The organism is Rhizobium sp. YTUHZ044, assembly GCF_051123975.1.
Taxonomy (GTDB): domain Bacteria; phylum Pseudomonadota; class Alphaproteobacteria; order Rhizobiales; family Rhizobiaceae; genus Rhizobium.
The window spans coordinates 190,648-212,145 of sequence record NZ_CP101426.1 but is presented as its reverse complement, the minus strand read 5'-3'; the positions used below and the strand labels follow the sequence as shown (position 1 = coordinate 212,145).

Annotated in this window: 16 protein-coding genes; 4 read left to right on the top strand and 12 right to left on the bottom strand. The window is 62.6% G+C overall.

Features of this window, described 5'->3' with window-relative positions; all coding sequences use genetic code 11:
• Positions 1-35: 35 nt before the first annotated feature.
• The 6 genes from NL154_RS01015 to mscL all read right to left on the bottom strand — a co-directional run bounded on the left by NL154_RS01015 (position 36) and on the right by mscL (position 7,489).
• Complete coding sequence (locus NL154_RS01015) at positions 36-1,004, bottom strand: MBL fold metallo-hydrolase (protein ID WP_434733438.1); 969 nt, start codon at positions 1,002-1,004, stop codon at positions 36-38.
• 242 nt (positions 1,005-1,246) lie between these two features.
• Positions 1,247-2,299, bottom strand: coding sequence for an enoyl-CoA hydratase/isomerase family protein (locus NL154_RS01010; protein ID WP_221122735.1), 1,053 nt, complete (start codon positions 2,297-2,299; stop codon positions 1,247-1,249).
• Between the two features lie 83 nt (positions 2,300-2,382).
• Complete coding sequence (locus NL154_RS01005) at positions 2,383-4,344, bottom strand: putative bifunctional diguanylate cyclase/phosphodiesterase (protein WP_221145947.1); 1,962 nt, start codon at positions 4,342-4,344, stop codon at positions 2,383-2,385.
• Positions 4,345-4,460: 116 nt separating this feature from the next.
• Positions 4,461-5,495 carry a UDP-glucose 4-epimerase GalE gene (gene galE, locus NL154_RS01000; protein ID WP_210629287.1) on the bottom strand — a complete coding sequence of 345 codons (1,035 nt, stop codon included), beginning with the start codon at positions 5,493-5,495 and terminating at the stop codon, positions 4,461-4,463.
• 203 nt (positions 5,496-5,698) lie between these two features.
• On the bottom strand, positions 5,699-6,865 hold the full coding sequence (locus tag NL154_RS00995; RefSeq protein WP_434733437.1) for a pyridoxal phosphate-dependent aminotransferase: 1,167 nt from the start codon (positions 6,863-6,865) through the stop codon (positions 5,699-5,701).
• 186 nt (positions 6,866-7,051) lie between these two features.
• The gene (gene mscL, locus NL154_RS00990; RefSeq protein WP_037143248.1) at positions 7,052-7,489 is read right to left on the bottom strand and encodes a large conductance mechanosensitive channel protein MscL; all 438 of its coding nucleotides are present in this window, start codon (positions 7,487-7,489) and stop codon (positions 7,052-7,054) included.
• A gap of 222 nt (positions 7,490-7,711) precedes the next feature.
• Between mscL and NL154_RS00985 the strand changes: the two genes are divergently transcribed.
• On the top strand, positions 7,712-11,215 hold the full coding sequence (locus NL154_RS00985) for a PAS domain-containing hybrid sensor histidine kinase/response regulator (RefSeq protein ID WP_221153879.1): 3,504 nt from the start codon (positions 7,712-7,714) through the stop codon (positions 11,213-11,215).
• Between the two features lie 9 nt (positions 11,216-11,224).
• Here NL154_RS00985 and NL154_RS00980 read toward each other — a convergent pair whose 3' ends face one another.
• Positions 11,225-11,782: a TetR/AcrR family transcriptional regulator gene (locus NL154_RS00980; protein ID WP_210629290.1), complete on the bottom strand. Its 558-nt coding sequence runs from the start codon at positions 11,780-11,782 to the stop codon at positions 11,225-11,227.
• A gap of 135 nt (positions 11,783-11,917) precedes the next feature.
• Between NL154_RS00980 and NL154_RS00975 the strand changes: the two genes are divergently transcribed.
• Positions 11,918-13,114 (top strand): MFS transporter, encoded by a 1,197-nt coding sequence (locus NL154_RS00975; protein ID WP_210629291.1) that lies wholly within the window; start codon positions 11,918-11,920, stop codon positions 13,112-13,114.
• Between the two features lie 15 nt (positions 13,115-13,129).
• On the opposite strand, the gene NL154_RS00970 is transcribed toward NL154_RS00975, so the two are convergent.
• Together NL154_RS00970 and NL154_RS00965 are read right to left on the bottom strand one after the other, a co-directional pair.
• On the bottom strand, positions 13,130-13,573 hold the full coding sequence (locus NL154_RS00970; protein WP_221122733.1) for a YybH family protein: 444 nt from the start codon (positions 13,571-13,573) through the stop codon (positions 13,130-13,132).
• Positions 13,574-13,675: 102 nt separating this feature from the next.
• Positions 13,676-14,080, bottom strand: coding sequence for a GFA family protein (locus tag NL154_RS00965; RefSeq protein ID WP_221145933.1), 405 nt, complete (start codon positions 14,078-14,080; stop codon positions 13,676-13,678).
• A gap of 58 nt (positions 14,081-14,138) precedes the next feature.
• On the opposite strand from NL154_RS00965, the gene NL154_RS00960 reads away from it, so the two are divergent.
• The gene (locus NL154_RS00960; protein ID WP_210629293.1) at positions 14,139-14,639 is read left to right on the top strand and encodes a MarR family winged helix-turn-helix transcriptional regulator; all 501 of its coding nucleotides are present in this window, start codon (positions 14,139-14,141) and stop codon (positions 14,637-14,639) included.
• Positions 14,640-14,954: 315 nt separating this feature from the next.
• Here the strand turns inward: NL154_RS00960 and NL154_RS00955 are convergent, their stop codons facing one another.
• The 3 genes from NL154_RS00955 to NL154_RS00945 form a co-directional block, all read right to left on the bottom strand.
• The gene (locus NL154_RS00955) at positions 14,955-17,171 is read right to left on the bottom strand and encodes a 3-hydroxyacyl-CoA dehydrogenase NAD-binding domain-containing protein (protein WP_434733436.1); all 2,217 of its coding nucleotides are present in this window, start codon (positions 17,169-17,171) and stop codon (positions 14,955-14,957) included.
• 68 nt (positions 17,172-17,239) lie between these two features.
• Positions 17,240-18,448, bottom strand: coding sequence for an acetyl-CoA C-acetyltransferase (locus NL154_RS00950; protein ID WP_210629294.1), 1,209 nt, complete (start codon positions 18,446-18,448; stop codon positions 17,240-17,242).
• 171 nt (positions 18,449-18,619) lie between these two features.
• A complete protein-coding gene (locus NL154_RS00945) occupies positions 18,620-20,416 on the bottom strand; it encodes an acyl-CoA dehydrogenase C-terminal domain-containing protein (RefSeq protein WP_434733435.1) in 1,797 nt (598 codons plus the stop codon).
• 240 nt (positions 20,417-20,656) lie between these two features.
• Here NL154_RS00945 and NL154_RS00940 point away from each other — a divergent pair, with 240 nt between their 5' ends.
• Positions 20,657-21,340, top strand: coding sequence for a DNA-3-methyladenine glycosylase I (locus NL154_RS00940; protein WP_210629296.1), 684 nt, complete (start codon positions 20,657-20,659; stop codon positions 21,338-21,340).
• Positions 21,341-21,498: the final 158 nt, after the last annotated feature.

Below are 21,498 nucleotides of genomic sequence, written 5' to 3'. Positions count from 1 at the left end.
AGATCGGCTCCATGCAACGCTCTTTGGTTCGGCGCTCAATAGTCCCAGAAGACCGGCACCCAGCGGAAGGCTTCGCCGTCTACCGCCACCCGGCCGACGGACGGGAACGGCAGGTGGGTGGCCACCAGCTGTTCACCGGTCGCCGCCAGCTCCCGCAAAAGATCGCGGCGCACACGAGCCGCTTCTTCGGGATAGTGTTCGAAACCATTGTACCAGTCGGGGTGCTCAAACCCGACCGCAAAGATGGCGTCGCCGGCGAATGTCAACTGGTCGCTGCCCGATGCCAGGCGAACAACGCTGTGTCCGGGAGTGTGGCCGCCGGTGCGTTGGGCGACCACACCCGGCGCCACCTCGGATTGCTCGTCGAATAGCCTAAGATGTCTGGCGTACTCGCCGAGGAACCGCTTTGCGGTCGCCCGAAGCGCGTCAGGGAAGCCTGGCGGCATGGACACCTGGCTGAAATCGGGCGCTTCCCAGAACTTCGCCTCGGCAGCCGCCACGTGAATCCTGAGGTCCGGACGCAGTCGGTCCTTCACCCCATCAACCAGCAGCCCGCCGATGTGATCCATGTGCAGGTGGGTCAGCACCACGTCGGTCACCGCCGCAAGATCGATACCAGCAGCCTCCAGCCTCCTGATCAGCTGCCCGGCCCGCGGCAAGTTCAAGTCCGGGTCCAGCCCCAGCCCGGCGTCGATGAGGATGGTCTGCCCGCCGCTGCGGACCAGGACCACGTTCAGCGCCCAGTCGAAAGCGTCCGGCGGCAGGAACATATCCCCCAGCCACGCTGCCCTGTCAGCCGCATCGACATTGTGCCCCAGCATCGCGGTTGGGAGCGGCAGCACACCATCGCTGATGATCAGAACTTCAATCTCGCCGATCCGCACCGCGTAGCGCGACGGAACCAGCTCATCCGGCCGCGGTCTGCCGGGCTGCGAGGTACTGTTGAGGTTGATGTTTGTCTCCTGCTGGCCAGCCGTACGGGGTCTTGCTTCTGCTTGTGACATGATGCGCTCCTGTGTTGCATGATCGAAAGATGTCGGGTCGATGATCACGAAGCGGAGACTATGCCGGAGCGCGTTTGGCGGTCGATCAGGTCAAGGGAGAGGGAAGGCTAGGCTTTAGGACAGGCCCGCCTATGGATTCGCCGTGGTGCAGTGCAGATTTGGCGTGGAGCGACCAGCAAAAGGACGCAGAGTCCCGCCCGGCAGGCGGTGCCCTCGCTAGCAGCAACGCAGGAGTTACGACATCAAAGCGAAAGCGGCGGCTCAGCCGGTTTCAGGAAGCGCTCGACCGTTTCCGCCGTCACCGCCTCGACTGATGCCGGCGACCATTTCGGATTGCGGTCCTTGTCGATGACAGCGGCGCGGATGCCTTCGAAGAAATCGGGATTATCAAGCATCTGCAGGCAGGCGCCGAGTTCGCGGCGAAGACATTCGGCGAGCGAGGCACTGCGCCGGCCCGCCCTCAGCAGCAGCAGAGCGAGTTTCAGGCTGGTCGGCGACCGGCTGAGCAATACCCGGCGCGTCTCGGCTGCAAAGTCGCCCTCTTCTTTGGCGAGAGCCGCGAGGATTTCCTCGACGCCGTCGAAGGAAAATGCGCGGTCGATCACATCGACATTCTGCCGCAACCGGCTTTCCGCCAGCGGTTCGGAAAATCCCTGCAGCAGGGCATCGACTTCGGTCGACGCGCTGGTGCGCGGCAGGTCGCAAAGGCCATCGATCACCGCGTCGAGCCGCGCCGAAGCGATCTGAAGATCGGCGAGACCAGCATAGATCGCGTCCGCAGCACCAATATCGAGCCCGGTCAGGCCGAGCCATGTTCCGGCCTCGCCGGGCGCCTTCGGCAGCAGCCATGTGGCGCCGACATCGGGGACATAGCCGATGCCGGTCTCCGGCATGGCAAGCCGCGTGCGCTCGGTGACGATGCGGTGGCGGCCGTGCGAGGACAGGCCGACGCCGCCGCCCATGGTGATGCCGTCCATCAGCGCGACATAGGGTTTGGGATAGGAGGCGATCATATGGTTGAGGCGGAATTCCTCGCGCCAGAAGGTTCCGGCGAGACCATCGCCGGCGCGGGCGCTTTCATGCAGCGCACGGATATCACCGCCGGCACAGAAGCCGCGTTCGCCTTCGCCCGTGATCACAACGCTTGCCACATCGGATCCGGAGGCAAAGCCATGAAGGGCCTCCGCGAGCGCGCGGATCATCGGCAGCGTCAGACTGTTCAGCGCCCGCGGCCGGTTGAGCCGGATGATGCCGGCAGTGCCCCGCCGTTCGATGATCACTTCGCCGTGCTGCATGGTTCACCTCGTCTGTTGAACCATGCATAGACGAGGATGCGGCATCGCTCCAGAGTATTTGCGGGCCGGGACCAAGCGATTGCTCAGGCCGACAGGGCGTCTCGGGCTGACGCTGCGGCTTCGCAGCGGTCCGCATATTCGATGGCGAGTTCCAGCGGCAGCGGCCGCGAGAAATAATAGCCCTGCGCCAGACGGACACCCATCGCCTTCAATCCCTCGGCGATCGCTTCGCTTTCCACACCTTCGGCGACCGAGGCGATGCCGAGATTCTGACAGAGGTTGGCGACCGATCGAGTGATGTTCATGCAACGGGCGTCGCGATCGAAATTCATCACGAAACCCTTGTCGATCTTCAGCTTGTCGAAGGCCAGACGATGAATATGGCTGAGGCTGGAAAAGCCGGTGCCGAAATCATCGAGGGCGATCGAGATGCCGGCGGCGCGCAGCATCGTGATCACCCGGTCGGCCGTGTCGAAATCGGAGAGCAATGCGGTTTCGGTAATTTCAAATTCGATGCGCTTCGGGTCGATGCCGGAGCGGGTGATCATGGCAAGCAGCGCCATCGAGGTCTCATGATCGCAGATATCCCGTGCCGAGAGGTTGAAGGAGAGCCTCAGATGGCGCGGAATGATCGCCAGCGCTTCGAGCGCCTGGGCAAAGAGGATGCGCGTCATGCGGCCGATCACCGCCGTGCGCTCGGCGGCGGGAATGAAGGCTGTGGGGCTGATGCGTCCGAAACGGGCGCTGTCCCAGCGGGCGAGCGCCTCATAAGCGACGACGCGGCCGCTCTTCAATTCGACGATCGGCTGGTAGTCGAGTTTCAATTCCCCGGCGAAATCGTTTGCCTGCAACTCGAGTTCGATCAGGTAGCGCTGCGTCAGGATCTTTTCGTGTTCGGCGGAGAAGAATTCGACGCCGCTGCTGCGCTTGCTCTTGACCTGGTAGAGGGCGAAATCGGCCTTCTCGTAGAGGTCTTCGGCGGTGTATTCGCCGAGATCGGGATAGACGATGCCGCAGGAGCCGAAGACGCGGACCGAGCCATCGGGGATTTCGATGGGATCACGGACGGCGGCGCAAAGCGCCTGACCGAGATCGGCGACCGCCTGGCGCGTCATCGATGAGGGGAAAATGATGCCGAATTCATCGCCGCCGAGACGGGAGACGATACCCTCCTCGCCGACCAAAGCGGTGAAGCGTCGCGCCGTTTCCTTGAGCACGAGATCACCGGCGGCATGGCCGAAAACGTCGTTGACGGGCTTGAAGCCGTCGAGATCGATAATGCCGAGAACGGGCGTCGAGAACGGATTCTTCTGCAACCGTTCTTCCAGGGAGAGAAAGAAGCTGCGGCGGTTGGCAAGGCCGGTCAGTTGATCATGCAGCGCGTTGCGGCTGTTGACGAGGTTCAACTCCTCGGCCTCCGCCTGCTTCTTCTTCAACTCCTCGGTCAGTTGCACCAGGCCGACGAAATTCTGGAAATAGCTGTTGATCACCCGGAGGAAGGGCAGGATGAGGAAGAGCCCGCTGACGGCGGTCGCCACGAAAACGGGATTGCCCGAGAACATGAAGGTGGTGATCATGGCGGAGAAGGTAATGACCGTGGTCATCGCCGCCGCCATCGGCAGATGCATCAGGCAGAAGATGCAGGAAATGCCGGTCACGACGAGGAAATAGGCGATCTGGCCCTGCTGCGACGCATCGCCATATTGGTAAAGCGCGACCGACCAGCTGCCGAAAGCGACGGTCAGGATTCCGGCGCCCGATATCGTCACCTTCATCAGCCGGTAGGCCCGCTCGGCAGTGATGCTTTCCTTGCCCCTGATCTCCCACCAGCAGAGACGGAACATACAGACGACGCTGAGCGCCACCGGAATATAGAGCGACAGCCACAGCGGCGCGGATTTCAGATGGGTAATCGCCACCGCCAGCGCATTGATGATCAGCAGGATATAGAGAATGGGGATCTGCGACGACAGGGCCTGGAACTGCGCCATCAGAAGCGTCGGATTGTCTCTTTGCAGCTGCAATGAAGCCAGAAAGTTCTTCATCTTCTCTTATCCGTCGGCCAGAGCCAGGCAGCGAAAGCTTGATGTTTCCTTATTCACGTCACGTCATTCGAAGCCCGCGGGCGCTGGTGTAAACGGCAGCCGCCGCGGGACACCGCTCAGAAGGATGCGGCGGCAAGTGCCCGGTGGATGCTGTGCAGGTCGTCGACGTTTCTGTTCGACAGGAAGAGTTCCCAATCGAGCGAACTCTGGACGATGGTCTCAAGCGAATCGTAGCGGGGCTTCCAGTCGAGCACCTGCCGGGCGAGCGAAGGATCGGCGACGACGCTGGCCGAATCGCCGGCGCGCCGCGGCGCCATGTGAATCTTGAAGGAATGCCCGTGCAGGCGGGTGACCATATTCAAGACGTCGAGCACGGAATAGCCGCTGCCATAACCGCAATTGGCGACGAGCGGGCCCTTGTCCCTGCGCAGGTGCTGCAGCGCTTTCAGATGCGCATCGGCGAGGTCGGTGACATGGATGTAGTCGCGCACGCCGGTGCCGTCATGGGTGGGATAGTCGATGCCGTAAACATGGACGCTGTCACGCTTGCCGAGCGCTGCCTCGCAGGCAACCTTGATGAGGTGCGTGGCGCCCGAAGTCGACTGGCCGGTGCGGTGGTGCGGGTCGGCGCCGGCGACGTTGAAGTAGCGAAGCGCGACATAGTTGAAATCATAGGCGGCGGCGGCGTCACGCAGCATAAGCTCGGTCATCAGCTTCGACTGACCGTAAGGATTTTCCGGATTGAGGTGAGCCGTCTCCTTCACCGGCAGGTCCGTCTGCTGCTGGCCGTAAACGGCGGCCGTCGAGGAGAAGACGAAATTGCGGATGCCGGCCCTGATCGAGGCGGAAAGAAGCGTCCGGGTCTTGCCGGAATTGTTGTCGTAATAGGCGAGGGGATCGGCAACCGACACCGGCACGACGGCGGAGCCGGCGAAATGGATGATCGCCTCGATGTCGTTTTCGATGAAGATCTTCTTCAGAATATCGGCATCGGCGATGTCGCCGAGATAAAAACGCGCCGCCGGCGCCACCGCCCAGCGGAAGCCGGTGGAGAGACGGTCCAGCACGACCACATCCTCGCCGGCATCGATGAGCGCCCAAACCATGTGACTGCCGATGTATCCGGCGCCGCCCGTCACCAAAACCGCCATTCCCCACACCCCGCCTCAATTTATAAGCAGGGGCATCAGGCGCCGGTTTTCTTTCCAATTTTCTTATCACGGCGCCGTTGTAAGGCGCTTGAACGGGTATGTTTGGAGTCGTGGTTAGAGGCTGATTTCGCTCTTCGCTACAGTTTTATCGATCAGGCGATTCCGGCACGAAATCGTCCCGCACGGGCGTGCCCCGCGCCCTCTCAGCGCTTGAGGATATAGTCGCAGAGACGCTCGGCCGCGATCGCCACCTGGGCGGGATCGCGCAGGAAACAGGCGCGCAGGAAGAGCTCGCCGCCGGCGCCGAAGGCAGCCCCGGGAGCAAGGCCGACGCCCGTCTTGTCGACGATGTCGATGGCGGCGCTGCGGCTGTCGGCAACGCCGTCGATCTTCAGGAACGCATAGATCGCGCCGTCCGGCTTCAGCGTCTCGACGCGATTGGTGGCAATCAGCGCATCGCAGAGGATATCGCGCGACCGCGCCGCCTTGGCGATGTTGGCCGCAACGAAATCATCGCCTTGATCAAGGGCTGCGACGGCGCCCTTCTGCATGAACTGCGCCACGCCGGATGTCGAATATTGGACGAGGTTTTCAAGCACCTGGCCCATCTCTGGGGGGGCGACGATCCAGCCGACGCGCCAGCCGGTCATCGACCAGTTTTTCGAGAAGGAATTGACGAAGACGATCTTGTCGTCCGGCTCCATCACGTCGAGGAACGAGGCCGCGCGGCCGCCGGCGAAGTAATAGCGCGCGTATATTTCATCCGCCATGATCCAGAGATCATGTTTGCGGGCGAGCGCCAGGATATTGCCGAGATCTTTCTTCGTCGCGGTCCAACCCGTCGGGTTCGAAGGGGTGTTGATGAAGATGCCTCTGGTTTTGGATGTGATGGCGGCTTCGACGCGCTCGAGATCGACCGTCCATTTGCCGCCTTCGAACTGCAGCGTGACGCCGACGGAGCGCGCACCTGCTATTTCGAGGGCTGCGGCAATATTCGGCCAGGCGGGGGTGAGATAAACGAATTCGTCGCCAGGCGAAGTCAGCGCCTGCACGCAGAGCTGGATCGCCTGCATGCCGGAGCCGGTGGCGTAGAAATGCTCGACCGGCAGCCGGACGGAAAAATGCCTGACATAATAATCCGACAGCGCCCGGCGAAGCTCGGGAATGCCGCGCTGCCAGGTGTAGAAGGTCTCGCCGGCGGCCAGCGCTTCAATCGCCGCCCGGCTGATGAAATCGGGCGTCGGCAGATCGCCTTCACCGACCCAGAGCGGCAGCAGGCCTTCGCGGCCGCGGGCATAATTGACGACTTCGACGATCCCGCTTTCGGGCGCCGCCACGGCGCGCGGGCTGAGGCTGTTCATGATCGACATGCAGATCTCCGGTTTTCGCCTTCATAGAGGATTTGCGACCGCAAATCCCATGATATCCAGTGATGGCATATCGATTTTCGTGATGGATGGCCGGCGCGGCCGACGTGCTGAGGGCGGGCGGAGCCATTGTGGAGCCACCACGACTTGCCTCAACACGCCAGCCTGAGCCGCCGGCCCCAGCTCCGATCAGACCGCCGGGCGCTTGGCGAGGAGATCGCGGATCTCCGTCAGCAGCTGGACGTCCGCCGGCGGCGGGGGCAGTTCTTCCGGTGCCGCCTTCTCCTGGCGCTCGACCTGCATGCGCAGATAGTTCACGCCCTTGACCATCAGAAAGATGATCCAGGCAAGGATCAGGAAGTTGATGAGGACGGTGAGGAAGCTGCCATAGGCGAAGACCGCCCCTTGGGCGCGGGCGGCGGCCAGTGTCGGCGCGTTGACGGCCGACGAGAGCGGCAGGAAATAATTGGAAAAATCGAAGCCGCCGAAAATGGCGCCGACGATCGGCATGATAAGGTCGTCGACCAGGGATTTGACGATGCCGCCGAAGGCACCGCCGATGATGACGCCGACTGCAAGATCCATGACATTGCCGCGGGCGATAAAGGCCTTGAACTCATTGAGCATCGGATCCGTCTCCCTTCGATCCCATTTCAGAGATATGCAGTTGTTTTCACTAGCTACATCTTCACTGCAATTAATCAATTGCAAATCGCAATAATCCCGCAAAGGACTGCGTGCAGTCTTTGACTTAAGGCTTAGACGGGCAGGAATTTTCAAGGCTCCTGAAATGACTTAAGCTCACCTGCATTGCGGGAGGTGCCGGCACCTGTCACCGGCGGAGGGTCAATGCTTCCAGGCTGGGTCATATTCGCGTCTGCCTTCGGCTATCTGCTGCTGCTATTCGCCGTGGCAAGCTATGGCGACCGCAAGAACCGCGGCCCGGGCTCGCTGGAAGGCGGATGGCCGGTCGTCTATGCGCTGAGCCTGGCGATCTACTGCACCTCCTGGACCTATTTCGGCAGCGTCGGGCTTGCCGCGCAGCGCGGCCTGGAATTTGCCGGCATCTATATCGGCCCGATCCTGGTCTTCACGTTCGGCATGCCGCTGCTTCGCCGCATCATCGAGCTCGCCAAGGCGGAGAAGCTCACCTCGGTCGCCGATTTCGTCGCCGCGCGCTACGGCAAGAACCCGACGGTCGCCACCATCGTCGCGCTGATCTCGCTGATCGGCACCATTCCCTATATTGCGCTGCAGCTGAAGGCGATCTCCAGCACCGTCAGCGCCATGGTCAACCCGTCCGATTACGGTATCGGCAGCGGCAATCTCTATTTTCTCGATCTGCCGCTCGTCGCGACGCTGGTGCTTGCCTGCTTCGCCATCATGTTCGGGACGCGGCATACCGATGCGACGGAGCACCAGGACGGCCTGATCCTCGCCGTTTCGATGGAATCGGTGGTCAAGCTGGTTGCCTTCCTGACGGCCGGCATCTGCGTCATCTGGTTTCTTTTCGACGGTCCGACCGACCTCTGGCAGAAGACCGTCGAAAACAGCCTGGTGATGTCGGCGCTGAATTATCATACGCCGATCAGCCGCTGGATCACCCTGATCGCACTGTCGGCCTTCGCGATCATCATGCTGCCGCGGCAATTTCACGTGACGGTCGTGGAAAACCGGACGGCGAAACAGCTGAAACTCGCCGGCTTTCTGTTTCCCTTCTATCTGGTCGCGATCAATCTCTTCGTGCTGCCGGTGGCGATCGGCGGGCTGCTGACCTTCGGCGGCGCCGGCAATGCCGACTTCTACATGCTGTCGCTGCCGCTTGCCGGCGAGATGCCGGTGGTTTCGCTGATCACCTTCATCGGCGGCTTCTCCGCCGCAACGGCGATGGTCATCGTCGATTCCGTGGCGCTGTCGATCATGGTGTCGAACGACATCATCATGCCGATCTTCCTGAGGCGCAAACTCGCCGGCCGCACCGGCCAGCGCGACGATTTCGCCAAGACGCTGCTGAACATCCGCCGCAGCGCGATCTTCGCCGTGCTGCTGTTCGGTTACGCCTACTACCGCTCGACCGACAGCACGGCGGGGCTGGCCTCAATCGGCCTTCTCTCGTTCGCCGCGATCGCGCAGATCGCCCCTGCCCTGTTCGTCGGACTAATCTGGCGGCGGGCAAATGCGCGCGGCGCCATCCTCGGGCTGACGTCCGGCTTCGTCATCTGGGTCTACCTGCTGTTCCTGCCGTCGCTCGGCGGCCCCGATTATTCGCATGTGGCAAGCGTAGTGCTCGGCTTCATCTTCCCCGGCGCCACGCTGTTTACCGCGCCCGACGCCGACCCGCTGGTCAATGCGACCGTGATGAGCCTGCTCGTCAACACCGCTTTCGTCATCGTCGGATCGCTCACCCGCAATGCCAGGCCGCTGGAACGCATCCAGGCCGGCATTTTCGTCAAACGGCATTCACGCTCGCAATTTGCCACGCGGGGCTGGAAAACCCGCATCAGCGTCGGCGACCTCAAGGCGGCGATCTCGCGCTATCTTGGCGAGGAGCGCATGCAGCGCTCGTTGACGACCTATGAGCAAAGCTCCGGCCGCAAGCTGGAGGACGAGCAGCCGGCCGACATGGCGCTGATCCATTTCAGCGAACAGCTGCTCGGCAGCGCCATCGGCTCGTCCTCGGCAAGGCTGGTGCTGTCGTTGATCCTGCAGAAGATCGAGGATGCTTCGTCCGACACCGCCTGGCTGCTCGATCAGGCAAGCGAAGCGCTGCAATACAACCAGGACATGCTGCAGACGGCGCTATCGCAGATGGATCAGGGCATTGCCGTTTTCGACAGTTCCAACCGGCTGACAATCTGGAACCGCCGCTTCCGGCAATTGCTCGACCTGCCGGAGAATGCCGGCCAGGTCGGCTTTCCCCTCTCCGAGATCGTCAATATCCTCAGCCAGCGCGGCGACATCGCGCCGGGCGATCTGCAGCAGACGGTGCGGCATTTCCTCACGCTCGACAAACCCTTCGCGCTGGTGCTCGGCGGCGGTGAGCGGATCATCGAGGTGCGCTCCAACGCCATGCCGGACAAAGGCATTGTCGCCACCTTCACCGATATCACCCAACGCGTCAGCGCCGACCAGGCGCTGAAACAGGCGAATGAGACGCTGGAGCAACGCGTTGCCGAACGCACGGCGGAACTCACCCGCGTCAACCACGAACTGGCCGAAGCGCGGGCGGCTGCCGACGAGGCGAATATCGGCAAGACCCGCTTTTTCGCCGCCGCCGGCCACGACATCCTGCAGCCGCTCAACGCCGCCAGGCTCTATTCCTCGGCGCTGGTCGAGCGTATGGCGCAATCCGACAACAGCCCGATTGTGCGCAACATCGATTCAGCACTGGAATCGGTCGAAACCATTCTGGGCGCGGTGCTCGACATCTCCAGGCTCGATACCGGCGCCATGCGGCCGCGGCTTGCCTCGGTTGCGCTTTCCGATCTCCTGGAGCGGATCGAGACCGATTTTGCGCCGATCGCCCGGGAGAAACAGCTGAAGCTGGTGGTCATGCCGACATCGCTGCGCGTCCGCTCAGACCCGAATCTTCTGCGCCGCCTGGTGCAGAACCTCGTTTCCAACGCCATAAAATACACGATCACCGGGAAGGTGCTGGTCGGGGCGCGGCGGCGCGGCAACCAGGTGATCATTCAGGTGATCGATTCCGGCATCGGCATTCCGCCATCGAAATTCCGTACCGTGTTCAAGGAATTCGCGCGGCTGGACGAAGGCGCCAAGACTGCTTCCGGCCTCGGGCTCGGCCTTTCGATCGTCGACCGTATCGCCCGCGTGCTCAACCATCCGGTCGAGCTGCTCTCGACGCATGGCAGAGGCACTGAATTCCGCATCTCCATGCCGCTCGACGTCTCACGTCCGGCCGAGGCTGCGGCAGCCGTCAGCCCCGCCGACCGCCCGGGGCAGCCGCTCAAGGGACTGAAAATCCTCTGCATCGACAACGAGCCGAAGATCCTGGAAGGCATGCGGTTGCTGCTCAGCGGCTGGGGTTGCGAGGTGACGGCGGTGGATTGCCTTGCCGAGGTGATCGCCATGGACGGCCGGGAGGGGCCGCCGGATCTTGCCATCGCCGATTATCATCTCGACGACGGCACCGGGCTTGCCGCAATCCTGCATCTGCGCCGGCAGTTCGGCATCGACCTCCCCGCCTTGCTTGTTACCGCCGACCGCACGCCTGAAGTGCGCAGCGAAGCCGAGCGCTACGGCATCGCCGTTCAACACAAGCCGGTGCGGCCGGCGGCGCTGCGCGCCTATATCACCCAGATAGCCGGCCTCAAACGCGCGGCTGCGGAATAGCCGGCAAGCTCAGCCGGCCGGGCTGATGACGCGAGCGACGAGATCGCGTACACGCGCAGTATCCGGCACCTCGCCAAACAGGATGCGGTACATGATCGGCGCCACAACCTGATCCATCACGAGATCGACGTCCGGGAAGGTTTCGCCCCGCGCCTTTGCCCTGTCGGCGATAACGACGATCTGCTGACGCGTATATTCGCAGCACTTGCAGGCATTGGCGCCGGCCTGCGCGGCCAACACGTCGCGGATCATCTCGCGGCCCGGCCCGGAGGACATTTCCTCGGCATATTGCTCGGCCCAGGCCTGAAGATCGGCGCTGCCGCTGCCGGCGTCGACCGGCTGCATATCCGGCCGCAGCCGCTCGACGGCGACGTCGGCGAGAAGCTCCTGCAGATCGCCCCAGCGGCGATAGATGGTCGACGGCGTCACGCCCGCCCTGGCGGCGATCAGCGGGATCGTCACCTCCGTGCGATTGATCTCGACCAACAGATCGCGCGCCGCCTTGTGCACCGACGCCTGGACCCGAGCGCTTCGTCCGCCCGGACGGAGATTCTCTTTCACTGCCATGCCTGCAATCCGACCTCGTCCTGACATTGATGGTTCAAAATCTTTGACAGGAGCATAAACGCAAATAATTTGCCTTTGCGCCTTATTCACCCTACATGGAGCTAACGCAACGGGTTAGCTTTAAGGGACTTATATATGTTCGCTGCCGCCAAATCCACAGAGAATGCGCCGCGTCCCTCGATCGGTTTTCACGCGCTGACGCTCGCCACCTTCTTCGGCGCCTCATCGGTGCCGACGCCGCTCTACCGGATCTATCAGGAGAACTTTTCCATCTCGCCGGTGCTGATCACGGTGATCTTCGCAGTCTACGCCTTTGCGCTCCTGGCGGCACTGCTGACCGCCGGCTCGATTTCCGATCATCTCGGCCGCCGGCCGGTGATCTTTTCTGCCCTGCTGCTCGAACTCGTCGCCATGGTTCTCTTCGTCGCCGCCAGCAGTCCCGGCTGGCTGATCGCGGCGCGGATCGTCCAGGGCATTGCCACCGGCATCGCCGGCGCCTCGCTCGGAGCAGCCCTCGTCGATGTCGACCGGGCGAAGGGCCAGATCGTCAATTCGATTGCGCCGCTTTGCGGCATGGCGGTGGGTGCGGTCGGCACGAGCGCCCTGATCCAGTATGGCCCCTTCCCAATGCATCTCGTCTATGCGCTGCTCTTCGTCGCCTTTGCGCTGCAGGCCGCCGCGATCTGGCTGATCCCCGAGACCGGCGGCGCGCGGCCGGGTGCGCTCGGTTCTCTGATACCGCGGGTTTCCATTCCGCCGCAGGCGAAGCGGCCGCTCTCGCTGGTGACGCCGATCAATATCGCCAACTGGACGCTCGGCGGCTTCTACCTTTCGCTGGTCCCATCCTTGGTCGCCAGCACGACCGGCAGCACCGCGCCGCTGACGGGCGGGGCGGTCGTCGCCGCACTGACGGCGAGCGGAGCGATCGCCGTCTATCTCAGGCGCGGCAAGACGGCCCAGGCCAATCTCGGCTTCGGCGTATCGGCGAAGACCCTCGGTATCCTGACGGTCGTTGCCGGCGTGCATCTCGCAAACGTGCCGCTGCTGCTGATCGGCACGATTTTGACCGGCGCCGGTTTCGGCACCAATTTCCTCGGCTCGCTCGGCACCATCATGCCGCTCGCCAAAGCGGACGAGCGGGCCGGACTGCTGTCGGCCTTCTACGTGCAGAGCTACCTCGCCTTCAGCCTGCCGGCGATTCTGGCAGGCTTCCTGGCGAAATCCGCCGGCTATCAGGTGACGACGGACATTTATGCGACGGCGATCCTGCTGTTGCTGGGCGTCGGGATCGTGGCCCTTCGCGCCGGAAAGACGGCGGAGAATGCCGCCTGATTCCGGAGGGAGTGTTCACGGCTGGAGATCCAGCAGTGCCCGGCCGCTGCCATCCATGGCGAAAGGCACCGAGGCGTGCTGGTGGGCGACCAGCCAGCGGCCATCCTGCTTGACGAGGCCGAGGGTCTGACGGAACCAGAGATCGACTTCGGTGCCATCGGTCTTCTTCCCGGTCATCCGCGTGAGGCCACTCCAGAAAGCGACACCCTCGCCGACCGTCAGTTTGGCGTCGCGCACCTCGCCGCCGATCGGACCTTCCCAGGTGTCGAACCAGGCCTGCAGGCCTGCCTTGTCCTTGCCGTTCATGACCAGCGGCGGCGCAAGGGAAAATTCCACGGAATCTTCGGCCTCGTAGGAAAGCGCCTCCTCGGCGTTCTTTTCCCCCAGCGCCTTGGCCCGCATCATCAGCATGGCGATGACCGCCTCTTCCTCGTGCCTGACATTTGCTTCGTCTTTCACGGCCGTTTTCCTTCTCCGTTATGGACAGAGGACGCGCGGCAGGAGGACGATCCGACAATGATGCATTTCAATCTTGGCATTCCGCGTTTTGCTGGAATTGCTTCAGAGATAACTCGTCACTTCAGGCTCGTTCCACCAGGCATCGTGCCTGCCATCGGCGTAACGAACCGGCAGCGCCGCCAGTTCCTCGGGCGTAATATTATCCAGGCAGGCAATATTGATCGAGACATAGGCGCCGCCGATCGCCTCGACATAACCGTCGCCATAGGCCGGCACGCCACAGGTGCGGCAGAAGCGGTGATGGCCGCTCATCGTGTTGAACTGGTAGTCTGATGTCTCCGCCTCATCGCACATCAGCCGGAAATCCTCCGGCTTGACGTTGGCGCCCCAATAACGCCGCTTGGCGCAGATCGAGCAATTGCAGCGGCCGGTCCCGGCCTCGAGGTCCATATCCACTTCGTAACGCACTTTGCCGCAATGGCAGCTTCCCCGGTAGGTCTTCTTCATGGCGCGCTCCTCCTTCGACGTTGCATCAGACACTTGGATATGACAATATGTTGTCACCATGAACGAGATACGAAATAGACAACATATTGTCAAACATAATCGACCGGAGCGAACGATGGAAGGGGATGCCTTCTCCGCTTTCGCGATCACAGCGCTGCGTCTGGCCGGTCACCTGACGGCCGCCGGCGACCGGTTGTCAAAACCGGCGGGACAGACTAGCGCGCGCTGGCAGGTGCTGGCAGCGGCAAGGCGCGGCGAGCTTTCGGTGGCGCAGATCGCCCGCACGCTCGGCCTCGCCCGCCAGGGCGTGCAGCGGCTTGCCGATGTGCTGGAGGGTGAAGGGCTGATCGCCTATGCCGATAACCCGCAGCATCAGCGCGCCAAGCTGGTGCTGCTGACGGCGGATGGAGCGGAGCGGCTTGGTGCGATCGAGGTGGCGCAGGCGGAATGGGCGAACGGGGTGAGCGCGGCGTTTACGGCAGCGGAGCTTGAATCAGCGCGGGCGGTGATGGCGCGGGTGATGGAGATATTGGAGGCCAAGGAGGAGGCTCGCGGCTGAATTGCTGGCGATGCTTCCGGGTTGTGCTCGCGGTGGAGAGTTGTCTCTTAACCGTGTGCCGTGTGGTACCCCCTCTGGCCTGCTGGGCATCTCCCCCACAAGGAGGGAGATCGGCGGAGGCTTGGCTATCGCTCCCTCTCGAACGGCAGCAACACTCACCATCCCCTTAGTTGTTTGGGGAAGCCCTCGCGCCCAGCCGATCTCCACCCTTGTGGGGGAGACGGCCGGCAGGCCAGAGGGGGTGCCACACTGCTCGACGACAAAGACAGCCCTTTTTAAAACAGGCCGCCTTCGGATCAAGGCCGCAGAAGCGGCTTACGCCGCTGCCTTCGCTGCAGCATAGGGATCGAACCGCCCATAAAATATCTCGCCCTTGGCGGCCATATCCTTCAGCAGCGGCGTCGGTCTGAAATGCTCTCCGTAAGCTCCCGCCAACTTTTCGGCCAGTTCCACGAAAGCCTCCACACCCATGCCGTCGATATAGCTGAGCGCCCCGCCGGTATAGGGCGCGAAGCCGAAGCCGAGGATCGAGCCAACATCGGCTTCGCGCGGATCGGTGACGATGCCTTCTTCCACCGTGCGGGCGGCTTCGAGCGCGATGGTGACGAGGAAGCGCTGCTTGAGAACGGCGACGTCGACCTCGTCGGCGTTCTTCTGGCGGTAAAAGCTCTTCAGCTCCGGCCAGAGCGATTTCTTCGCCGGCTTCGGCGGATAGTCGTAGAAGCCCTTGGAATTCTTGCGGCCGAAGCGGCCCTCCTTTTCGACCATGCGGGAGATCAACTCCATATGCCTGGGGTCAATCGCCTTTTCGCCGAGATCGGCAACGGTGGCCTTGAGGATCTTCAGCGACAGGTCGATCGCCACCTCGTCGTTGAGCGCCAGCGGACCGACCGGCATGCCGGCCATCTTAGCGGCATTCTCGATCATGACCGGCGGCACGCCCTCGATCAGCATATCGTAGCTTTCCGACATGTAGCGCAGCACGCAGCGATTGACGAAGAAGCCGCGGGTATCGTTGACGACAATCGGCGTCTTCTTGATCGCCGCGACATAATCGAGCGCGACGGCCAGAGCCCTGTCGTCGGTCTCCTTGCCGAGGATGACCTCGGTCAGCATCATCTTCTCGACCGGCGAGAAGAAGTGGATGCCGATGAAATTGGACGGGCGCTTGGAATTCTTCGCCAGTCCCGTGATCGGCAGCGTCGAGGTATTGGAGGCGAAGATCGCGCCTTCCGGCAGCACGGCTTCAACCGCCTCGATGACCGATTTCTTCACCTCGCGATCCTCGAACACCGCCTCGATGACGAGATCGGCAGTAGCGAGCCCGGCATAGTCGGCCGAAGGAGTGATGCGGGAGAGAAGGGTTGCAGCCTCGTCCTGCGTAAATCGTCCCTTACCGACAGAATCCTTGACGAGGCCCTCGCACACGGCCTTGCCCCTGGCGGCAGCTTCCATGTCGCGGTCGATCAGCGTCACCGGGAGACCGGCAGCGGCGGTGACATAGGCGATCGAAGCGCCCATGAAGCCGGCGCCGACGACGCCGACATGCTTGAGTTCGGACTTGGGGATGCCGGCCGGGCGGCGGGCGCCTTTGCCGAGTTCCTGCATCGAGATGAACAGCGAGCGGATCATCGAGAAGGCTTCACGGGTCTGCAGCACCTCGGTGAAATAACGCTGCTCGATCTTCAGGCCGGTATCGAAGGGCACCTGCAGGCCTTCATAGACGCATTTCAGGATGGCGAGGGCCGCCGGATAATTGCCCGAGGTCTCGCGGCGCAGGATCGCCGGCGCGGCCGGCCAGAGCTGGGCTGATGCCGGCGTCCAGATGCCGCCGCCCGGCAGCTTGAAGCCTTTCTCATCCCAGGGCGCGACCGGCTTCAGGCCATCCTTGATCATTTGCTTGGCGGCGGGGATCAGCTGATCCGGGTCGACCACCTGATGCACGAGGTTCATCGCCTTGGCGCGCGAGCCGCTCAGCGACTGGCCCGTCGTCATCATCTGCAGCGCGTCCTGGGCGTTGGCGAGCCGCGGCACGCGCTGGGTGCCGCCGGCGCCGGGGAAGATGCCGACCTTGACCTCGGGCAGCGCAATCTTGACGCTCTTGGCATTGGAGGCGATGCGGCCGTGGCAGGCGAGCGACAGTTCAAAGGCGCCGCCCATGCAGGTGCCGTTGATCGCCGAAACCCATGGCTTGCCCGAGGTTTCGAGCTTGCGAAACAGGCCGGACATACGGCCGACGAGACCGAAGAGCGTCTGCACCGCCTTTTCCGGGCTCTTTGCCTTCTCGTCCTGATAGGAGCTGAACATCGACTTGATCATCGACAGATCGGCGCCGCCGGAGAAGGAGGATTTGCCTGATGTGAAGACGACACCCTTGACGGCGGCGTCAGCCGTGGTCGCATCGATGATGGCGTTGAGCTCTTCCATTACCTCGGCGGTGAAGACGTTCATCGATTTGCCGGGCATGTCCCAGGTGGCGAGAGCGATGCCGTCGGCGTCGGTTTCGAGCGTGAAATTGGTGTAGGTGCTCATTGGGAATTCCTCTCCCTGAATTCTCTTGCGGTAAAGCCCGTCCCCTCAAGGGGAGGGTTCCGATTCCATCAAACGCGTTCGATAACGGTTGCCGTGCCCATGCCGGCGCCGATGCAGAGCGTTACCAGCGCGGTGTTGAGGTCGCGGCGTTCCAGCTCGTCGAGCACGGTGCCGAGAATCATGGCGCCGGTGGCGCCGAGCGGATGGCCCATGGCGATGGCGCCGCCATTGACGTTGATCCTGTCGTGACTGATGTCGAAGGCCTGCATGTAGCGCAGCACGACGGCGGCAAAGGCCTCGTTCAGTTCGAAGAGGTCGATGTCGGACAGGCTCATGCCGGTCCGTTTCAAAAGCTTCTCGGTGACGTCGACCGGCCCGGTCAGCATCAAAGCCGGGTCGGAGCCGATATTGGCGAAAGCCTTGATGCGGGCGCGCGGCTTCAGCCCCATGCTTTCACCGCCGGTTTTCGAGCCGAGCAGCACGGCGGCGGCGCCGTCGACGATGCCGGAGGAATTGCCGGCATGGTGGACATAATTGATCCTTTCGATCTCGGGGTGGGCCTGGATGCCGACGGCCTCGAAGCCGCCCATCTCGCCGGGCATCTGGAAGGACGGGTTGAGGGAGGCGAGCGCCTGCATGTCGGTGCCGGGGCGCATATGCTCGTCCTTATCCAGGATCGTCAGGCCGTTCTGATCCTTGACGGGCACGACCGACCTGTCGAACCAGCCCTGCTCCCAGGCATGGGCGGCGCGCTTCTGGCTCTCGACGGCGTAGGCGTCGACATCGATCCGGCTGAAGCCATATTTGGTGGCGATGAGATCGGCTGAAACGCCCTGCGGCATGAAATAGGCCGGGAAGTTCACCGAAGGGTCCATGAACCAAGCGCCGCCGGACATGCCCAGGCCGACGCGCGACATGCTTTCGACACCGCCCGCGATGACGATGTCGTCGGCGCCCTGGGCGATCTTGCCGGCGGCGAAATTGACGGCATCGAGGCCGGAGGCGCAGAAGCGGGAGATCTGCATGCCGGGCGCGCGGGTGGAATAGCCGGCTTCGAAGGCGGCAGCCTTGGGGATGACGGCGCCGGCATCCATGACCGGATCGACGCAGCCCATGATGATGTCGTCGACGGTTGTCGTATCGAGCCCGTTGCGGTCGCGGATCGCTTCCAGCGTCTTGGCCGCGAGGCGGACGGAAGGCACCTCATGCAGGGCGCCGTCCTTCTTGCCGCGGCCGCGCGGCGTGCGGACGTGATCGTAAATGAAAACCTCGGTCATTGTCTCGTCTCCCTGGCGGCGCCGACGCGCCTTCAAAATCTGCGAAGACCAAATAGCCCTTCGTATAAACTCAGGGCGTTCGGCGCTCGAAACGATTCACCGGATCGTTTCGTCGGCTGCGCCGACCGCTTCTCACCCCAACCCTCCCCACAAGGGGGAGGGAGAACCGGCTCAAAACGCTTCCGCGGCCAATTCCATCATCGTATCGGCGCCGGCTTCGATGCGGGCCTTGCGCAGGGCGGTTTCCGGCATGATGCGTTCCATGAAGAAGCGGGCGGTCACCAGCTTGTTCTTCAGGAAATCCTCGCGGCTCGCATCGCCTGACACAAGGCCCTCCTCAGCGGCTTTCGCCATCTTCGCCCACATATAGCCGAGAACGACGAGGCCGAAGAGATGCATGTAATCGGTCGAGCCGGCGCCGGCATTGTCGGGCTTGGCCATGGCGTTCTGCATGAACCACATGGTCGCGCCCTGGACGTCGTTCAAGCCTTTCTTCAGGTGCTTGGTGAAGAACGAGAGCTTCTCGTCGCTGCGGTTCTCCTCGCAGAAATCGCCGATCTCCTTGAACAGCGCCATGGCGGCGCGGCCGCCGTTCAGAGCGAGCTTGCGGCCGACGAGATCGAGCGCCTGGATGCCGTTGGCGCCTTCGTAGATCATCGCGATGCGGGCATCGCGCACATATTGGCTCATGCCGTGTTCTTCGATATAGCCGTGGCCGCCGAACACCTGCTGGGCCATGACGGCGTGGTCGAAGCCCCTGTCGGTCATCACGCCCTTGAGGATCGGGGTGACGAGGCCGAGAATGTCGTCCGCCGTCTGTCGCTCCCTCTCGTCGGTGGCGCGGTGGGCGATATCGGATTTTAGCGCGGTCCAGAGCAGGAAGGCGCGGCCAGCCTCGTTGAAAGCGCGAATGGTCATCAACGTCCGGCGGATGTCGGGATGGACGATGATCGGGTCGGCCTTCTTATCAGGCGCCTTGACGCCGGACAGCGAGCGGCCCTGGATGCGGTCACGGGCGTAGTTCGCCGCATTCTGATAGGCGATCTCCGAAATGGCGATGCCCTGCAGGCCGACCATCAGCCGGGCCTCGTTCATCATCACGAACATGGCGTTGAGGCCGCGGTTTTCGGCGCCGATCAGGAAACCGGTCGCCTCGTCGTAGTTCATGACGCAGGTGGCATTGCCGTGAATGCCCATCTTGTGCTCGATCGCGCCGCAGGTGACGGGGTTGCGGTCGCCGAGGGCGCCGTTCTTGCCGACCAGGTATTTCGGGACGATGAACAGCGAGATGCCCTTGGTGCCCTCCGGTGCGCCCTCGATGCGGGCCAGAACCAGGTGGACGATATTGTCGGTGAGGTCGTGCTCGCCGGCGGAGATGAAGATCTTCTGGCCAGATATCTTGAAACTTCCGTCCGCCTGCGCCACCGCACGGGTGCGCAGCATGCCGAGATCGGTGCCGCAATGCGGCTCGGTGAGGTTCATCGTGCCGGACCAGGAACCGTCGACCATCTTCGGCAGATATGTTTCCTTCTGTTCCTGCGTGCCATGGACGAGGATCGCGGCGATCGCCCCCTGGGTCAGGCCGGGATACATCATCAGCGACATGTTGGCGGCGGAGGTATATTCGCCGACGGCGGCATGCAGCGTATAGGGAAGCCCCTGCCCGCCGAATTCCTCCGGCACCGCAAGGCCGATCCAGCCGCCTTCACGATAGGCCTTATAGGCTTCCTTGAAGCCTTTCGGCGTCGAGACACTGGCGTCGTCCTGGCGTCTGCAGCCTTCCTGGTCGCCGGAATAATTGACCGGAAAAAGAACTTCCTCGGCCACCTTGGCCGCCTCGCCGAGGATCGCCTCGATCATATCGGGCGTCGCATCGGCAAAACCGGGAAGATTGTTGTAGCGTTCGAGGCCCAGCACGTCGTTCAGAACGAAAAGCGTATCGTTCACCGGGGCCTTGTAGACTGGCATCTCTCAAATTCCTCCCATTCAAATAACCGGATCGCGCCGGCCTTGGTCATCGTCTTACAAAATATTGACGTTTGCGTAAACGTCAAATCCTGCCTCTCGATCGCCTTTTCATGAAAAAATTGAGAGCGCGAATCCGCAAGCCGTTGATGCGGAGGCAGGAGACGTCATCTCATCTTCCTTGTCCATTGGGGAATGGCTTATAAGCGCAAGCGTCTTTCACTATGCATCAGGTGGGTCGGCATGATCAGTTTCGAGGCGATAAGGCAGCGCGCGGAAGAACGAAAAGGCGGAGCGGCAGGCCTCCAGGCCCTGCTGCAGAATTACCGGCCGGATCACGACCGGCTGCGCGCGATGCCGGACGACCGCATCCTGGCCGACATGACCCGCCGAATCTTCTACAGCGGCTTCGTGCAGAAGGTGATCGATGCGAAATGGCCAGGCTTTGAGGCGGCGTTTTGCGGCTTCGATCCTGCGGCGCTGAATATCGCGCCCGACGATTACTGGCATGAGCTGACATCGGACGCGCGGATCATCCGCAATGGCGCGAAGATCATGTCGGTTCGCGCCAATGCCGCCTTCGTCAGAGAGCTGGCGAGGGAACATGGCAGCGCCGGCGCCTTCTTCGCCGACTGGCCGCGGGAGGACCAGATCGGCCTTCTCGAGCTGTTGAGCAAACGCGGCAGCCGGCTCGGCGGCATGACCGGCCAGTATTTCCTGCGCGGCATCGGCCGCGACGGCTTCGTCGCCACGCTCGACGTGCTCGCCTGCCTGAGATCGGCCGGCGTGCCGCTCTCCTCCTCCGGCACTGCGAAGAAGGACCAGCAACTGATCCAGCAGGCCTTCAACGACTGGGCCGAGGAGACCGGGCTTTCCTTCATCCATCTCTCGCGCATCAGCGCCTATTCGATCGACGCGGCGCGCTGAAATTCCGATCGGATGATGTCCATTCGATCCGGCGAATTTCACGGCAATTGCCGTCTAAAATGGCCTTTCGGATGCAAACGTTAAAAAATTCTCATCGATCTTAACGGCTTGTTTACCACGTTTCGTGAAAGGTGCGGATTGAGCCGTAGTGATCCGCA

What these genes read in the sequence shown, in the direction of transcription:
- NL154_RS00950 (WP_210629294.1), bottom strand. Translation starts at nt 18,448, where the DNA reads ATGACCGAGGTTTTCATTTACGATCACGTCCGCACGCCGCGCGGCCGC.
- NL154_RS01010 (WP_221122735.1), bottom strand. Translation starts at nt 2,299, where the DNA reads ATGCAGCACGGCGAAGTGATCATCGAACGGCGGGGCACTGCCGGCATC.
- mscL (WP_037143248.1), bottom strand. Translation starts at nt 7,489, where the DNA reads ATGCTCAATGAGTTCAAGGCCTTTATCGCCCGCGGCAATGTCATGGAT.
- galE (WP_210629287.1), bottom strand. Translation starts at nt 5,495, where the DNA reads ATGGCGGTTTTGGTGACGGGCGGCGCCGGATACATCGGCAGTCACATG.
- NL154_RS00975 (WP_210629291.1), top strand. Translation starts at nt 11,918, where the DNA reads ATGTTCGCTGCCGCCAAATCCACAGAGAATGCGCCGCGTCCCTCGATC.
- NL154_RS00945 (WP_434733435.1), bottom strand. Translation starts at nt 20,416, where the DNA reads ATGCCAGTCTACAAGGCCCCGGTGAACGATACGCTTTTCGTTCTGAAC.
- NL154_RS00960 (WP_210629293.1), top strand. Translation starts at nt 14,139, where the DNA reads ATGAACGAGATACGAAATAGACAACATATTGTCAAACATAATCGACCG.
- NL154_RS00980 (WP_210629290.1), bottom strand. Translation starts at nt 11,782, where the DNA reads ATGGCAGTGAAAGAGAATCTCCGTCCGGGCGGACGAAGCGCTCGGGTC.
- NL154_RS00940 (WP_210629296.1), top strand. Translation starts at nt 20,657, where the DNA reads ATGATCAGTTTCGAGGCGATAAGGCAGCGCGCGGAAGAACGAAAAGGC.
- NL154_RS00995 (WP_434733437.1), bottom strand. Translation starts at nt 6,865, where the DNA reads ATGTCGATCATGAACAGCCTCAGCCCGCGCGCCGTGGCGGCGCCCGAA.
- NL154_RS01005 (WP_221145947.1), bottom strand. Translation starts at nt 4,344, where the DNA reads ATGAAGAACTTTCTGGCTTCATTGCAGCTGCAAAGAGACAATCCGACG.
- NL154_RS00965 (WP_221145933.1), bottom strand. Translation starts at nt 14,080, where the DNA reads ATGAAGAAGACCTACCGGGGAAGCTGCCATTGCGGCAAAGTGCGTTAC.
- NL154_RS00985 (WP_221153879.1), top strand. Translation starts at nt 7,712, where the DNA reads ATGCTTCCAGGCTGGGTCATATTCGCGTCTGCCTTCGGCTATCTGCTG.
- NL154_RS00955 (WP_434733436.1), bottom strand. Translation starts at nt 17,171, where the DNA reads ATGAGCACCTACACCAATTTCACGCTCGAAACCGACGCCGACGGCATC.
- NL154_RS01015 (WP_434733438.1), bottom strand. Translation starts at nt 1,004, where the DNA reads ATGTCACAAGCAGAAGCAAGACCCCGTACGGCTGGCCAGCAGGAGACA.